We start from the raw sequence: 15550 nt of genomic DNA on the forward strand, positions 1-15550 counted from the left end.
CGCCATTCTCCAACGCCTGGTGCCGGAGGAGTAGAGGGGCACCGCCACATCTCGACCGGACCCGGCCGGACACGCTGTCCGATTGTTCGGAGACCCGACCATCGAAAGGCCACGTCGGCGATCACCTGGCTCAATAGTTTGGATAGTCGCCCATCGAAATGCCAAGGGAGCGCCAAATATGAGGCCGCCGACACCACGCTCCGTCGCGAGATCGTCACGGGGCCGCCGGTGACGGGCCGATCTCCCGGGATGCCGGCACCGGCGCGCCCGCAAGGAGGTCACGTCCAGGTGAGCACGCGCTTGCGCCAGGCGTAGACGATGCCGAGCGCGATGAACCCCAGGAACACGAACATCTCGACCAGCGTGGTCATCCCGTAGCCGGGAGCGGCGAAGACCGTCGCCCACGGGAAGAGGAACACCGCGTCGACGGCGAACACCACGTACAGGTAGGTGAAGACGTAGTAGCGGACCTGCGACTGCGCCCACCCCTCGCCGACGGGGTCGACGCCGCACTCGTAGGTGGTGAGCTTGTCGGCCGTCGGCCGGGAGGGGCGCAGCAGGCGGTTGGCCATGAGGGCGCCGGCCACGATGGCCACGCCGATGACGAACAGCGCGAAGACCAGCGCGTAGGAGCCGAAGTAGCCACCCATGTGCCGATCGTAACCCCGGCCAAAGGCTCTGTCCTCTTACTATCAAATCGGGGCAAAAGGGGTATATGCCCCCTTAGCCTGACCTGCATGCATAAAAGGCGATTCTTCGGAGGAATCGCGCTTATCGCGGTCGCCGCCAGCGGCTGCGGAATGGCCACCGCCTCCCCCGAGCGGGAACTGCGCGTCCCCGCCGAACCCACCATGATCAGCTTTGTCGATCCTTCCGAGGTCCCAGGTCTGACGACCAGGACACTCACCCACGGCGACGCGGGTGACCGGGATGTGTACATCGCCTACCCCGAGCTCAAGGACACGCCCGGCCTCAACGCGAGACTCCGCTCGCTGGCCGAGAGCCGGATGAGCCGCTTCGCGCGGGTCTCGGCCGCCGCGCCCCCGCAGCCGCGCGCCGAGCTCAACACCGACTGGCAGCTGACCGCCGCCACCCGCGACGTCGTCGGCGTGCGCCTGCGCACCGGCGAGTTCGCCGGGGCCGGCTGGGCCAACTCGCTCCGAACGGTTTGGTACGACAGGGTCAGCGACAAGGTCGTCGAGTCTCCCGACCTGGTGACGGCGCTGCCCCCGCTGGCGACGCTCGTCCGGGCCGAGCTGAAGAAACGCGCCGCCGAACTCGACTACGACGCGGTGGGCGCCGACCGGGAGCTGTTCGACTCGATGGCCTTCAACAGCCAGGGCGACCTCGTCGTCGAGTTCGACGACTACCAGGTGGGGCCGGGCGCGCTGGGCAGGGTGGCCGTGGCCGTACCGAAGAAGCGGGTGGAACCGCTGCTGTCGCCGACCGGCTGGCGGGCGCTGGCGGCCGCGAAGGACGCCATTCCGTCACCCGTGGTCAGCGGGGCCTCCGTCAAGAGCCCGCCGGCCGTGAGCTCGAGGGCCAGCGGCGTCGACTGCGCCAAGATCAAGTGCGTCGCCCTGACGTTCGACGACGGGCCGGGGCCCGCCACGCGACAGCTGCTGGAGACGCTGGACAGGTACGGCGCGAGAGCCACGTTCTTCACGGTGGGCACCAACGTCGCGGCCAACCCGGGGCTGGTCGGCCTCATGCGCGAGAAGGGCCACCTGGTCGGCAACCACACCTGGTCGCACCACGACCTGACCAAGCTGTCGAGCAGCAAGGTCACCAACGCCTTCGCCAGGGCGCAGAGCGCGATCAGCGTCCAGATGGGGCAGACGCCCACCCTCGCCCGCGCGCCGTACGGGGCGGTGAGCGAGGAGGTCAAGAACGCCGCCCGCCGGATGGGCCTCTCGCTGGTCTCCTGGGACGTCGACACGAAGGACTCGAACGGCGCCGACGCCGCGCAGGTGGTACGGCACGCCGTCTCCGGCGCGCATCCCGGGGCGATCGTCCTCATGCACGACGGCCAGGACACGGCGGTCCAGGCCCTGCCGGAGATCCTGCGGCAGCTGACCGCGCAGGGCTACGCGTTCGTCACGGTCCCCGAGCTGTACGACGCGCCCGGAATGGCGCCTGGCCGCGTCTACTCCTCGGGTAAGCAGCCCCTGACGTAGGTAAGCCTTCGTGGGCGCATATAGTTAGGCAGCGTGAACCGAACCGTCCTCTTCGCCCGCCTGCACATCGACCTGTGCCGGCTCGCGGCAGGGCTGTGTCGTCCTAGTCGTTCTCTCGCGTCTGCCTGATTTCACCGCGTTTACCCGTGATGCTCCTCACGGAAACGTGTGACCCCCGAGGACTTAGCATGGAATTTGAGAACGTGCCACGAGCGCAGTCGAGGAGGACTTCGCTGTGACCAAGCAGGTTCAGCAACTCGACAGAGTGATCATCCGGTTCGCCGGCGACTCTGGCGACGGGATGCAGCTCACCGGCGACCGTTTCACGGCCGGAACGGCGGAGTTCGGCAACGACCTGTCCACTCTGCCCAACTTCCCCGCCGAGATCCGGGCACCCGCAGGAACGCTCCCCGGTGTGTCGAGCTTCCAGCTCCACTTCGCGGACCACGACATCCTGACGCCGGGTGACGCGCCGAACGTCCTCGTTGCCATGAACCCCGCGGCGCTGAAGGCCAACCTGGGCGACCTGCCCAGGGGCGCCGACATCATCGCCAACACCGACGAGTTCACCAAGCGCAACCTGCAGAAGGTCGGCTACGACGCCAACCCGCTCGAGGACGGCTCGCTCAGCGAGTGGCGCGTCCACGCGATGCCGCTGACCTCGCTCACGGTGAAGGCGCTCGAGAACTTCGACCTGTCGAAGAAGGACGCCGAGCGTTCCAAGAACATGTTCGCGCTCGGGCTGCTGAGCTGGCTCTACCACCGGCCCACCGAGCACACGATCACCTTCCTCGAGCAGAAGTTCGCCAAGAAGCCCGAGATCGCCAAGGCCAACATCGCGGCCTTCCAGGCCGGCTGGAACTACGGGGAGACCACCGAGTCGTTCTCGGTCTCCTACGAGGTCAAGCCCGCCAAGCTGGAGCCGGGCGTCTACCGCAACATCTCGGGCAACCAGGCGCTGGCCTACGGCCTGATCGCGGCCGGCGTGCAGGCGAAGCTGCCGCTGTTCCTCGGCTCCTACCCGATCACCCCGGCCAGCGACATCCTCCACGAGCTGTCCAAGCACAAGCGCTTCGGCGTGCGCACCTTCCAGGCGGAGGACGAGATCGCCGGCGTCGGCGCGGCGCTCGGCGCCGCCTTCGGCGGTGCACTCGGCGTGACGACCACCAGCGGTCCCGGCGTGGCGCTGAAGGCCGAGACGGTCGGCCTGGCGGTCATGACCGAGCTGCCGCTGATCCTCGTCGACGTGCAGCGCGCGGGCCCCTCGACGGGCATGCCGACCAAGACCGAGCAGACCGACCTGCTGATGGCCATGTTCGGCCGCAACGGCGAGTCGCCGGTGCCGATCGTGGCGCCCTCCTCGCCGAGCGACTGCTTCGACGCCGCGATCGAGGCGGCGCGGATCGCGCTGAAGTACCGCACGCCCGTCTACCTGCTGTCCGACGGCTACCTGGCCAACGGCTCGGAGCCGTGGCGGCTGCCCGACATCGCCGACCTGCCGGACATCTCCACGACGTTCGCCACGGCGACGGACGAGGAGTTCCAGCCCTACCGGCGCGACAGCGAGACGCTGGCCCGCCCGTGGGCGATTCCCGGCACGGCCGGCCTCGAGCACCGCATCGGCGGCATCGAGAAGTCCGACGGCTCGGGCAACATCTCCTACGACCCCAACAACCACGACCGCATGGTCAGGCTCCGCCAGGCCAAGATCGACGGCATCGACGTGCCCGACCTCGAGGTCGACGACCCGACGGGCGACGCCAAGGTGCTGGTCATCGGCTGGGGCTCGACCTACGGGCCCATCGCCGCGGCCGTGCGCCGGATCAGGAAGGACGGCGGCAAGGTCGCGCAGGCGCACCTGCGGCACCTCAACCCGCTGCCCGCCAACACCGGCGACGTGCTCAAGAGCTACGACAAGGTGCTCCTGCCGGAGATCAACCTCGGCCAGCTGGCGCTGCTGCTGCGCGCGCGTTTCCTTGTCGACATCATCAGCTACAACCGCGTGCGCGGGCTCCCGTTCAAGGCCGAGGAGCTGGCCGGAGTCATCCAGGACGTGATCGACAGTGAGTGAACTCGTCAACGGCAAGGGGCTGGCCCTGATCCCCAAGGCGGAGGGGAAGCAGACCCTGAAGGACTTCAAGTCCGACCAGGAGGTCCGCTGGTGCCCCGGCTGCGGCGACTACGCCATCCTGGCCGCGGTGCAGAGCTTCCTGCCCGAGCTGGGGCTGCGGCGCGAGAACATCGTGTTCGTCTCCGGCATCGGCTGCTCCAGCCGCTTCCCGTACTACCTCAACACCTACGGCTTCCACTCCATCCACGGCCGGGCGCCGGCGATCGCGACGGGGCTCGCGGCCAGCAGGCCCGACCTGAGCGTGTGGGTGGTCACGGGTGACGGCGACGCGCTGTCGATCGGCGGCAACCACCTCATCCACGCGCTGCGCCGTAACGTCAACCTCAACGTCCTGCTGTTCAACAACAGGATCTACGGTCTGACCAAGGGCCAGTACTCCCCCACCTCCGAGATCGGCAAGATCACCAAGTCGACGCCCATGGGCTCGCTGGACAAGCCGTTCAACCCGATCTCGCTGGCGCTGGGCGCCGAGGCGTCGTTCGTGGCCCGCACGATCGACTCCGACCGCAAGCACCTGCAGTCGGTGCTGCGCGAGGCCACCGCCCACCGGGGCACGTCGCTGGTGGAGATCTACCAGAACTGCAACATCTTCAACGACAACGCTTTCGAGCCGCTCAAGGACCCCGAGGTCCGCGACGACATCACGCTGCGCCTGGAGCACGGCCAGCCGATCGTCAGCGCCACCAAGGCCGTCGTCAGGAACGACGGCGGCGGCATCGAGGTGGTGCCGCTGGCAGAGGCGGGCGACCGCGTGCTGGTGCACGACGCGCACAACCCCGACCCGTCGGTGGCGTTCGCGCTGTCGCGCCTGGACGAGCCGGCCTTCGAGCACGTGCCGATCGGCATCTTCCGGCAGGTCGACCGGCCGGCCTACGACACCCTGATGGCCGGCCAGTTGGAGGAGGCCGTGGCGCAGAAGGGCCCCGGCGACCTCAGCGACCTGCTCATGGGCGGCGACACCTGGCGCATCAGCTGACCTGACGGGGCGGGCGGCAGGCGCCCGCCCCGTAACGGTGGCCCCGTTTGGACCGATACACCCCACGCTGAGTTCGCGATCAGAGGGGGATGGTCATGGGCACGCTGCAGGCGTTACGCAACCGGTTCGTGGACGCGCCGAACTCCGTGGGCGCCCGGGCCAGGCGGCGGCGCTGGGACCGGTTCGCGGCCGCCTTCCCGAACATCTCCGAGATGTCGGTGATCGACCTCGGCGGCACGTTCTCCGCGTGGGAGCGGGCTCCGGTACGGCCGGCCCGCCTGCACCTGGTCAACCTGATGGACCCGCCCACCGACCTGCCCTCCTGGGCCAGGGCCGACCGCGCCGACGCCACCGAGCTGCCGAAGGCGATCCTGGACGGCGACTACGACCTCGTCTACTCCAACGCCGTCATCGAGCACGTCGGCGGCCACATCCGGCGCGAGCGCTTCGCCGACAACGTCCGGGCGCTGGCCCGCCGCCACTGGGTGCAGGTCCCCTACCGCTACTTCCCCGTCGAGCCGCACGTGCTCTTCCCCGGCTTCCAGTTCCTGCCCGTCGCCGCCCGGCGGCTGATCATCAGCCACTGGCCGCTGGTGCACACCGCGCCGCGGGACCGGCTGCACGCGCTGCGCGACGCCATGGAGGTGGAGCTGCTGAGCGTGACGGAGATGCGCTACTACTTCCCCACCTCCACGATCGCCTTCGAGCGGATGGGCGGCCTGGTCAAGTCGATCATCGCGATTGGCTGATCCTGTAGATGTGGTAGCCGTGCTCGGAGGCGAACGTGTCGGTGAAGCGCCCGTGCTCGACAGGGATCGTGCGGTTCTCGAAGAGCACCTCCACCTCGGCGGTCCCGGCCAGCTCGGCGGGCAGGGTCAGTGAGCGGCTGCCGGGTTCGCTGCCCCGCTCGATCATGGCGAAGACGTAGAAGGAGCCGCCCTGGCCCTTCAGCATGGTCTCCAGGCCCTCGCCGAAGTCGTAGGCGTAGGACTGGGTGTTGAGGACCGGCGCCAGCTGCTTGATCTGCCGGTTGACCTCGGTGACGGCGGCCCTGACCGGCCGGTAGCACGGCTCGCGCAACGCGTGGTGGCTGACGCAGGGGCCGCCGAAGCTGTGGTTGAAGTAGAGGATGCCGCGGGCCTCGTGGATGATCGAGCTCATCACCGCGCCCTTCACCTGCTCCGGTTCGACGGCCCGCAGTCCGGTCCTGTTCCGGTCGCTGAAGGGCCAGCCGACCTCGACGAAGTTGTAGACGGGCTGGAGCTTGCCGTCCATGGCGTCGAGCCGGCGCTGCTTGTCCATGAGCCAGCCGTAGCCGGCCGCCCGCGGGCACTCATTGTCCGGAAATTTCAGGATCGTTTTGGCTTCGACGCAGATCCCCGCGTCGGTGTACCAGTACATGTCGGCCGAGACCAGATCGGTGTAGCCGTTGACGAACTGGCTGTTGTCCTTGTCGCTCCACCACATGCCGACGCCCTTGCCGAAGTTGGCGTAGTACATGCGGCCGTCGCCCTTGGGCAGCTTGTCCTTCTGCGTCCTCATCGCGGTGAAGCCGCACCCCTCGCCCTTGGGCGGGACGCAGGGGTCGCCCGCCCCGGCGAACCTGCCGTCCCACCGGGCGTTGCCCGGCCGCGGGAACATGTCGGCCTCGTCGGCGATCACCCAGCCCACCGTCTCCGGCCCCGACCCGGGCAGCGGCCTGGTCGTCATCGCCGACATCCCGTGCTTGTCGACCAGCTTCAGGTCGCTGTCACCAGTGAGCTCGACGTAGAGGTTGATCCCGGCCTCCTTGTCGGCCAGCACGTCCTTCTCGGCCAGCACCGACTCGTACCAGACGCCGATGGGGAAGAACGACGGATCCGTCCACCCCCGGGCCGCGGCCACGGGGAAGCGCCCGTAGTAGGCGGGGCCGCCCTCCCACGGCACCCGCGGCAGGTCCAGGGTCACGGCCGCCGGCCGGCGCGGCAGCGCGCCAGGGACCACGGCGAACAGGACGGCCGCCAGCACCGCTACGGCCGCCACCCCGCCGAGCACGTAGCTCCTTCTCACGGTCACGCCTCCCCGATCCTGATCTTGTAGATGTGGTAGGTGTCCTCGGAGTCGAACGAGTCGGCGAACCTGCCGTCCGCGCCGATGGCGACGGTCCTGTTCTCGAACAGCACCTCCGCCTCGCGGGCCGTCGACAGCTCGCTGGGGATGGTGATCGCGCGCGGCCCCATGCTCCCACCTCGCTCGAGCATCGCGAAGAGGTAGAGGAAACCGTCGTGCCGCTTCAGCATCGTGTCGAGGCCGGGCGCGTAGCCGTACCTGAAGGACGGGCTGTTCAGGACGGGCGCGAGGCGCGCGATCCGCCGGTTGAGCTCGGTCACGGCGGCCCTGACCCGGGCCCCGCACGGCGCCCGCAGCAGGCCGGTGGTACGGCACGCCCGCCCCGCGCTGTGGCCCAGGTAGATGACCCCGCGGGCGCCGTGGATCAGCGAGCTCAGCACCGCGCCGCCGACCTGCCGGGGCGTGATGGCGCCGTCCCCCTCGCGCGGCCGGCCGAGCTCGACGATGGCGTAGACCGGTTGCAGGCGCGCGTCCTTGGCGTCGAGCGTGCGCTGCCTGTCGATGGTCTCGCCGTAGTTGGCCGCCAGGCGGCAGTGGGCGCTCGCCAGGTTCATGAAGCGCCCGCCCTCCTCGCAGGCGGCCCGGTCGGTGTACCAGTAGAGGCTCGTGGAGACGGCGTCGGTGTAGCCGTTGACGAACCTGGCGGCCTGGTCACTGGTGAGCCAGTACATGACGCCCTTGCCGTAGGTGGCGTAGCGCAGGCGGCCGTCGTCGGGCAGGCGGCGGGAGAGGGCGCGCATGGCGGTGTGGCCGCAGCCGGCCTTCGCGGGCACGCAGGCGGGCGCGCCGAAACCCGCCACGCCCGACCAGCGGGCGTACCCCGGACCGCCCCACATGTCGGCCTCGGTGCCGACGAGCCAGCCCACGGTCTCGGCGCCGTGGCCGGGCAGCGGCCGGCTCGTCAGCGCGGACATGCGGTACCGGCGCAGCAGGCGCGGGTCGCTGTCCCCGGTCAGCTCGAAGTAGGTGTTGATGCCCGCCGCCCGGTCGGTGGTCACGTCCTCGCGCGTGCGCACGGCGGCGAACCACACCCCGACGGGGAAGAAGGAGGGCTTGCTCCAGCCGGCCCGCACCGCCGCGGGGAAGCGTTCGTAGTAGCGCGGGCCGCCCTCCCACGCGACCGGTTCCAGCTCGACCCTGACCGGCGCGAGATCGTCACCGGCGGGCGCCGTGCAGGCGGTCAGCGCCAGCAGGATCGCCGTGAGCGCGTACCGCCTCCTCACCCGGGCGGCCTCTCGGCCAGCGCCCGCAGCTCGGCGGCGCGAACCGACCAGTCGTCGCCGAGCACCGAGGCGCGCAGCGCGTCGGGTGGCCGCGGCGGGCCCTCGGCCAGCGAGACCCTGATCGCCTTGACGAACAGGTCGGCGCCGGCCGCCACGCGGACCCTGTCGGTGTAGCGGGACAGCTCGCCGTAGTCGGTGCTGACGACGGGCAGGCCCAGCGCCAGGTACTCCTTCAGCTTGATCGGGTTGGCGTGCCTGATCCAGTCGTTGTCCAGCCACGGCATGAGGGCGACGTCGAAGGCCGAGCCGTAGGCGGGGATCAGCTCGTAGGGACGGAAGCCCAGCCAGTGGACGTTGGGATGCCTGGTCAGCCGCTCGATGGGCCCGTTGGCGTCACCGATGAGCACCAGCGAGACCTCGGGCAGCTCCAGCGCCACCCGCTCCAGCAGGTCGAAGTCGACGACGAAGTCGTCGAGCGCGCCGAAGAAGCCGACGCGCGGACCGGGGAGGCGGCGCACGTCCGCCGGCCACCGCTCGGCGGGCACGCGGGTGAAGTGCGCCAGGTCCACGCCGTGGTCGAGGAAGTGCGCCCGGTCGCCGGCCAGCGCGGCGTCCTCGGCCATGAGGGTCCTGCTGACGTAGACGACGCTGTCGGCGTGGCGCAGGAGCCGGGTCTCCATGTCCTTGACGGCCTGCCCGCCGCCCTCGGGGAAGGCGGAGTGCCGGTCGGAACGGTTGAAGACCAGCGCCCTGCGCGGCATCGGCCGCACCACGTCCCAGGCCGTCGGCAGGGTGACGACGACCACCGGACGGCGCAGGCCGAGCGCCGCGCACACCGCCGCCACCTGGGCTCTGACCAGGAGCGCGCTCGCCTTCCTGCCTAACGAGGAGCCGTACAGCGGCAGCGGGAGCGGCGACATGACGTAGAAGTCCGGCGCGGGCCGCCGGACGAACTTGGCGACGCTGCGCAGCTTGCGGCCGATGCGCCGCAGCGTGTTCGTGGACCTGCCGGGCACCGGCATGCGCAGGCCGATGCTGTTGACGACCAGCACCCTGCGCTGGGCCGACAGGTGGCGCATGAGCTGGAAGTCGGAGTGCGCCCGGTTGTGGTACCACCAGTCCTGCGCGGAGAAGCAGACGTAGCCCGGCGGGGGCGGGGCGGCACCCGGCGGGGGCGCGGTCGCGCCTGGCGGGACCGGGGTGGCGCCTGGCGGGACCGGGGTGGCGCCCGGCGCGGACGGCCACTCGGCCATGGTGAGCAGCTCGCGCAGCGCCGCCCGGTGCCTGGCCCTGGCCGGCGCCCTGCCGGCCTCGTTGAGGGTGACGGCCGCGCGCATCAGCGCGCCGCGCGGCCTGCCGTACAGGCTGCGGTGCAGGCGCACCCGGTTGGCGGCGGCCAGCGCCCAGAGCCGGTCGGAGGCCACCTGGTCGCCGCCGAGGTGCACGGCGACGGCCTCGGGCTCGTACCGTACGGCGAAGCCGTGCCGGCCCGCGCGCAGCATGTACTCCGTCTCCTCCGAGTACAGGAAGTAGCGCTCGTCGAGCGGGCCCAGCGCCTCGGCGCAGGCGCGCGAGACCAGCCACGCCGCGCCGGTCGCCCAGTCGACGGTGCGCGCCCGCAGGTAGTCGCGCGGGTCGGCCACCAGCTCGCCCAGCGGCGCGATCCGGCCCGCGCGGAACCCGCCGAGCGCGGCCTCGCCCAGCGCCCTGAGCACGGTGGGCCGCCGGCGCAGCGAAAGCTGCAGGGCTCCGTGCTCGTCGAGCAGCCGCGGTACGGCGATGCCCACGCCGGGCCGGTCCAGCGCCCGCAGCAGCAGGGCGACCGCGCGCGGCCGCAGCCTGATGTCGGCGTTGAGCACCAGGACGTCGCGGCCCGCGGCGGCGGCCAGGCCGGCGTTCACCCCGAAGGCGAAGCCGCCGTTGCGGCCGGTCTCGATCAGCTCGACGCCCTGGCCGTAGGCGCGGACCCGCTCGACGGTGTCATCGGGTGAGGCGTTGTCCACCACGATGATGCGGGCGTCGGGCACGCCGTCGAGCCCTGGACCGAGCGACCGCAGGCAGTCCTCGATGATCTCGGCGGCGGCATAGGTGACGATCACCACGGCAAGGGGCATGAACCAACCATTCTCGCGAGCTCAGGGCCTGCGTCCGGTGAGCCGCCGGGCGGCGGCGACGGTGAGCACCTTGACAGCGAAGGGGGCGTCCTCCCGCAGGTAGCGGCGGGCCAGCCGGCCGGGCTCCAGCCACAGCCGGTGCAGCCACTCGCCGCCGGCCCGCTGCAGGAGCGCGGGAGCGCGGCTGAACTGCCCCGCGGCCATCGGGATGCCCGCGCCGCAGCCCAGGTGCCAGGCGTGCGGCAGCAGGGGGCGGAGGGCGGCGATGGTCTTCTCCTGCTTGGGGAAGCCCAGCCCGACCAGCACGAGGTCGGGGGCGGCGGCCACGACCTCGGCCACGGCCGCCCGCATGCCGCGGTCGGTGGCGTCGAAGCCGAAGGGCGGCGCGTGGCAGCCCGCCACGCGCAGGCCGGGGCAGCGCTTGGCCAGCTCCTCCCCCGCGCGCTCGGCGACGCCCGGCTCGCCGCCGAGCAGGAAGACCGAGCGGCCCTCCGCGGCGGCGCGCTCGCTGAGGCTCCAGACCAGCGAGGCGCCCGTGACGCGCTCGGGCACGGCGAGCCCGGCGAGCCTCGCCGCCCAGACCACCGGCATGCCGTCGGCGACGACCAGCTCCGCTCCTGCCACCAGCGCGGCGAGCGCGGGGTCGCGGCTGGCCTTGCGGACGATGTCGATGTTGGCGGTGACGATCGAGCCGCCGGCGCCACGTGCCCAGCCGGCGGCGACGTGGTCGGCGACGTCGGCTTCGCTGAGTGCCATGACCGCGACCGCGCCGACGCGGACACGCCCCGGGACGGGAGCCCTCACCGCGCCGCCCGATCGCCCGCCGGCTCACCCGGCGCGCGCACCCCGTCCGGTACGGCACGCACCGAGCGCAGCAGCGCGCCCGACAGGCCGACGAACAGGAAGGCGATCCCGCTGGTCGTCTCGAAGGAGTTGAGGTCGAAGGTCGCGCAGCCCACCAGGGTGACCAGGAGCGAGGCGGCCAGGCTCAGGCCCAGGTCGCGGGTGGTCGGGTCGCTCGACAGGTAGCGGGCCCGCAGCGCGGCCCAGATGGCGGTGCCGAACAGGCCCACCAGGGTCGCCACGCCGAGCAGGCCGCCTTCGACGGCCGTCAGCAGGTACTGGTTGTCGAAGACGATGTCGTAGGGCGGATACCAGGTGCCGTGGCCCCTGCCGAGCAGCGGGTGCTGCTCGATCGCGTTGAGCGCGATCGCGTAGTCGGCCGTCCGGTAGCGGATGCTGGAGTCGTTGCCGATGTTGTCGAACAGTCCCGCGATGGCGCCGACGAGGCCGGGGGCGGCCAGCCGTACGACGGCGAGGAAGAAGACGAGCGCGATGATCGCCTGGACGCGCCGCCTGGCGGGCCAGTGCGACAGCAGCAGCAGTCCCGCGGCGAGCAGCCCGAGCACGGGCGAGCGGGACGCGGAGAACACCAGCCCGGCGGCGACGAGCGCGCAGCACACCCACCAGCGCAGCGCGGGCAGGCCCCGCTCGCGGGCGGCGAAGGCGTAGTGCAGCGCGATGGGCAGGATCATCGAGCACACCACGCCGAACTCGATGGGATGGCTGGTGGTGGCCGCGGCCCTGTTCAGGCCGTTGCGTTCGAGGATCGCGGGCGCCTCGCCCCTGACGCGCGTGCCCGGCACGACGATGTCCATCGTGGGGTCGTAGGAGAGGAGGAACTGGATGCCGCCGATCACGCCGAGGATCGCCCCTGCCACGACCGCCGTCTTCAGCACCAGGTCGATGCGGTCGCGGCCGTGGACCCCGTCGCAGGCCACCAGCGCCACGCCGACCAGGGCGAGCGCGATGACGCCGATGTGGTCGGCCAGGTCGAGCTGGCGCGGCTCGAGGTAGGCGACGGCGGCCTGGGCGTAGCTGGCCAGGTAGGCGACCGCGTAGAGGTAGACGGCCGTGCGCACCGGGTTGGCGCCCTTGGCCGCGCCGAGCGTGAGCGTGAAGTGGGCGCACATCCACCACAGCGCCGCGAACAGGCCGACCGCCTCGGCGGGGGTGAGCGCGAACGGCAGGCCCCTGAGGATGAGCCGCGCGGGCACGATCATGAGGATGACGACGAAGAGCGCGGCGAACGTGGCGCCGTCGGCTCGCCGGCGCGCGGGCCGGTCCGTGACCGGCGGCGCGAGCACCGCGGTCACGGCTGGAGCACCTCTTCCCGCTCGGGCACGGCGGGTGCCGGTTTGGCACGTTCCGACCGGCGGCGCAGCGCCGCCGTCGCGCTTTCGGTGGCGAAGGCGGCGGCCAGGCTGGCCAGCAGGCCGAGGAGCAGGACGGCCGCGGTGTAGCGCAGGCGGTCGTTGCGCAGCGCCACGGCGTCGGTGGGCGGCAGGATCTCGGTGAGCACGATGAACGTCGTGGGCGGGGCCTTGAGCTGGACCTGCCGCTTGTCGAGCTCGGCCCTGGCCCGCTGGGTCACCCGCGAGACGATCTCCTTGGCGGCCCGCGGGTCGGAGCTCATCCCCTCGATGAGGACGAACGGCTGGCTGAAGAGCAGTTCGGGGTTGGGGCTGCCGTTGTTGACCTCGTAGGTGGTCTCGCCGTGCGGCCGGGCGCCGAGCTTGGTCATCGTGTCCTCGGCGCCCAGGATCTGGACGAGGACCTCCGCGGTCATGTTCAGCCCGTAGTTGTAGTTCAGCAGCGGGTTGGCTTCCATGATCTGGTCGCGCCGGTCGCCCAGCGTGGACGGCCCGGTGATCGGCACGGTCAGCGACAGCACGGCCGACGACTGGTACATCGGCGGGATGCTCGTGTAGATCCCGTAGGAGCCGGCGAGCGTCACCAGCAGGGCGGGGACGGCGACGTACCATCGCCGCAGCACGACCCCGATCGCCGCCCAGAAATCCAACTCGTCTCCCCACTAACCGATAAAGCACGATAAATCAGCTGTTTTCCGGTTCGTCATCGTCTTTCACGACCGGGATCGGCGTCGTTCGGTCGGCGGTGGATTCCACATTCCTGGCCTTTTCCCTGCCTTCGGCGAAGACCAGGACCCTGCCATTGATCTTGCGCGGCGGTGTGATCTTCTTTTCCGCCGGCTCGGGCCGGTTCTCGGCCACCGGTACGGCCCGGCCACGGCGGAGGACCACCAGGTACGCCAACCCGAGCCCCAGCGCCACCCCCAAGCCGAAGGCCCCGGCCGTCGCCATGATCGTGTTGCTCCACACCGCCTTGGGAGCGAGGGTGGTCACGTCGTTGAGCGCGATGTAGGTGCTGTGCGGAGCGCCCAGGATGCGCTGCTGGTTGAGCAGCTCGGCGCGGATGCGCTTCTCCGTCCTGGCGATGGTGTCCAGGACGGTCACACCGGCGGGCGCCTCCACCGCGACGTGGACGAACGGGCCCGCCGTGGTGATGCCCATGAGCTCGGCGTTGGAGCGGCCGTCGTCGACGGTGAGCTTGATCTCGCCGCCCTCCACGATGCCCAGTTCCTTCTGGATCGCGGGGTTGTTCATGGTCAGGATGAGGATGCCGGCGACCGTCCGCATGCTGTCGCTGTACTGCAGCAGCGGGTTGGTCAGGCCGACCGGCTTGGTCTTGTCGAGGGACAGGGTGCCGCCCGAAGGAGGGGCGACGAGGATCATGGACGAGCTGGCCGCGTAGCGGGCCGGAACCTGGAAGAAGGCCACGGTGGCCAGACCTGTGGAGACGAGGAGGACCGGTAAGGTCACCCATTTCCGACGTAACAGCGCAAAAATACTCTCCCAGAAGCCCACATGTACCCCCCACGCCTCTGGCATTGGTACATATTCCTGGCGATCCGCCACCAGGTCCTACAGCCCTCTATCTGAAGATCGCCCTTCAACGTTACGGTTATCCGACTAGCGAGTCCAGCCCGGATAAATCCAGACATGCCTTTTTGCTTCGCCGTAATGGAGGCTGACAAATGGCCGAAAATTCACCCTCGTTCGTGGGGCGCGCGGCACCGGAGATCGGGCTCGGTCTGTGCGTCTACAACGGCGAGCCGTACCTGAGCGGATCGCTGGCCTCGATCCTCGCCCAGGAGGACGCCGACTTCGAGCTCGTCATCGCCGACAACTGCTCGACCGACGCGACCGAGGAGATCTGCCGGGAGGCGGCCAGGAACGATCCACGCGTCCGCTACCTGCGGCGTGACCGTAACATCGGCGTCATCGCCACGCACAACCGGATCGTCAGGGAGACGCGCGGCGCCTTCTTCGCCTGGGTGACCTCCGACGACGAGTACCGCAAGGACCGCCTGTCGCTGCTGGCGGCCGCGCTGCGCGACCGCCCGGAGGCCTCGATGGCCTTCTCCGGCGCCGAGGAGGTCGACGGCGAGGGCACGCTGATCGAGGTCTGGCGCACCACGGCGGCCACCGACCATCCCGACCCGATCGTACGGCTGCGCGCCAAGCTCGACTTCTACGACGAGACGCTGCAGTTCTACGGCCTGATGCGGCGCGAGGTCCTGGAGCGGGCGATGCCGCTGCAACCGGTCGTGGCCTGCGACAGGGTGCTCCTGGCGCAGCTCGCGCTGCTCGGCCCCATGGTCGCGGTCGACGAGCCGCTGCTGTGGCACCGCAACCACGCCGGCAGCGTCAGCAGGGCCAACCACGCGCGGACCTTCCGCAGGCGCGAGGCGCCGCGGGAGAACCCGCGCTGGTTCCTGCCGAACGTGGAGGAGGGCCGCTGCCTGGTGCGCGTCATCAACCACACGCCGATGCGTCCCGGCGCGCGCCTGCGGGCCTACGCCGCGATGCGCCCGTGGCTGCGGCGCAACGTTGTGCCGATGGCCCGCAACCTCGCCCACGTGGGCGTGGGGCTGGTGCGCGGCAGGACCGGCTGAG

13 protein-coding genes are annotated in these 15550 nt (G+C 70.7%); 5 read left to right on the top strand and 8 right to left on the bottom strand.

The genetic code is table 11. The features are described 5' to 3' along the window. Positions 1–278 precede the first annotated feature (278 nt). Positions 279–650 carry an NADH-quinone oxidoreductase subunit A gene (gene ndhC / locus ABZX22_RS11565; RefSeq protein WP_354907636.1) on the bottom strand — a complete coding sequence of 124 codons (372 nt, stop codon included), beginning with the start codon at positions 648–650 and terminating at the stop codon, positions 279–281. Between the two features lie 87 nt (positions 651–737). On the opposite strand from ndhC, the gene ABZX22_RS11570 reads away from it, so the two are divergent. The 4 genes from ABZX22_RS11570 (at position 738) to ABZX22_RS11585 (ending at position 6033) form a co-directional block, all read left to right on the top strand. After that, positions 738–2177, top strand: a complete 1440-nt coding sequence (locus ABZX22_RS11570) for a polysaccharide deacetylase family protein (protein ID WP_354907637.1) — start codon at positions 738–740, stop codon at positions 2175–2177. 235 nt (positions 2178–2412) lie between these two features. Beyond that, a complete protein-coding gene (locus tag ABZX22_RS11575; protein WP_354907638.1) occupies positions 2413–4248 on the top strand; it encodes a 2-oxoacid:acceptor oxidoreductase subunit alpha in 1836 nt (611 codons plus the stop codon). Then, positions 4241–5284 (top strand): 2-oxoacid:ferredoxin oxidoreductase subunit beta, encoded by a 1044-nt coding sequence (locus ABZX22_RS11580; protein WP_354907639.1) that lies wholly within the window; start codon positions 4241–4243, stop codon positions 5282–5284. Before ABZX22_RS11575 ends, ABZX22_RS11580 begins: the two co-directional genes overlap by 8 nt. 95 nt (positions 5285–5379) lie before the next feature. Continuing rightward, positions 5380–6033, top strand: coding sequence for a hypothetical protein (locus tag ABZX22_RS11585; RefSeq protein WP_354907640.1), 654 nt, complete (start codon positions 5380–5382; stop codon positions 6031–6033). Here the strand turns inward: ABZX22_RS11585 and ABZX22_RS11590 are convergent. The 7 genes from ABZX22_RS11590 to ABZX22_RS11620 are packed head-to-tail and all read right to left on the bottom strand — an operon-like array spanning position 6017 to position 14458. Beyond that, the gene (locus ABZX22_RS11590; RefSeq protein WP_354907641.1) at positions 6017–7339 is read right to left on the bottom strand and encodes a hypothetical protein; all 1323 of its coding nucleotides are present in this window, start codon (positions 7337–7339) and stop codon (positions 6017–6019) included. The two genes, ABZX22_RS11585 and ABZX22_RS11590, sit on opposite strands and share 17 nt — an antisense overlap. Beyond that, complete coding sequence (locus ABZX22_RS11595) at positions 7336–8616, bottom strand: hypothetical protein (protein ID WP_354907642.1); 1281 nt, start codon at positions 8614–8616, stop codon at positions 7336–7338. Before ABZX22_RS11595 ends, ABZX22_RS11590 begins: the two co-directional genes overlap by 4 nt. Continuing rightward, a complete protein-coding gene (locus ABZX22_RS11600; RefSeq protein ID WP_354907643.1) occupies positions 8613–10730 on the bottom strand; it encodes a glycosyltransferase in 2118 nt (705 codons plus the stop codon). Before ABZX22_RS11600 ends, ABZX22_RS11595 begins: the two co-directional genes overlap by 4 nt. A 21-nt stretch (positions 10731–10751) precedes the next feature. Further along, positions 10752–11486, bottom strand: coding sequence for a WecB/TagA/CpsF family glycosyltransferase (locus ABZX22_RS11605; protein ID WP_354907645.1), 735 nt, complete (start codon positions 11484–11486; stop codon positions 10752–10754). 44 nt (positions 11487–11530) lie between these two features. Then, positions 11531–12886, bottom strand: coding sequence for an O-antigen ligase family protein (locus ABZX22_RS11610; protein ID WP_354907647.1), 1356 nt, complete (start codon positions 12884–12886; stop codon positions 11531–11533). Further along, positions 12883–13593, bottom strand: a complete 711-nt coding sequence (locus tag ABZX22_RS11615) for a hypothetical protein (protein WP_354907649.1) — start codon at positions 13591–13593, stop codon at positions 12883–12885. Before ABZX22_RS11615 ends, ABZX22_RS11610 begins: the two co-directional genes overlap by 4 nt. A gap of 34 nt (positions 13594–13627) precedes the next feature. Continuing rightward, a complete protein-coding gene (locus ABZX22_RS11620; protein ID WP_354907650.1) occupies positions 13628–14458 on the bottom strand; it encodes a hypothetical protein in 831 nt (276 codons plus the stop codon). Positions 14459–14628: 170 nt separating this feature from the next. Here ABZX22_RS11620 and ABZX22_RS11625 point away from each other — a divergent pair, with 170 nt between their 5' ends. After that, positions 14629–15549, top strand: a complete 921-nt coding sequence (locus ABZX22_RS11625) for a glycosyltransferase (protein WP_354907651.1) — start codon at positions 14629–14631, stop codon at positions 15547–15549. The last annotated feature ends 1 nt before the right edge of the window (position 15550 follow it).

It is taken from the genome of Nonomuraea sp. NPDC003804, from assembly GCF_040610675.1.
Taxonomy (GTDB): Bacteria; Actinomycetota; Actinomycetes; order Streptosporangiales; family Streptosporangiaceae; genus Nonomuraea.

What these genes read in the sequence shown, in the direction of transcription:
- ndhC (WP_354907636.1), bottom strand. Translation starts at nt 650, where the DNA reads ATGGGTGGCTACTTCGGCTCCTACGCGCTGGTCTTCGCGCTGTTCGTC.
- ABZX22_RS11570 (WP_354907637.1), top strand. Translation starts at nt 738, where the DNA reads ATGCATAAAAGGCGATTCTTCGGAGGAATCGCGCTTATCGCGGTCGCC.
- ABZX22_RS11585 (WP_354907640.1), top strand. Translation starts at nt 5,380, where the DNA reads ATGGGCACGCTGCAGGCGTTACGCAACCGGTTCGTGGACGCGCCGAAC.
- ABZX22_RS11600 (WP_354907643.1), bottom strand. Translation starts at nt 10,730, where the DNA reads ATGCCCCTTGCCGTGGTGATCGTCACCTATGCCGCCGCCGAGATCATC.
- ABZX22_RS11605 (WP_354907645.1), bottom strand. Translation starts at nt 11,486, where the DNA reads ATGGCACTCAGCGAAGCCGACGTCGCCGACCACGTCGCCGCCGGCTGG.
- ABZX22_RS11625 (WP_354907651.1), top strand. Translation starts at nt 14,629, where the DNA reads ATGGCCGAAAATTCACCCTCGTTCGTGGGGCGCGCGGCACCGGAGATC.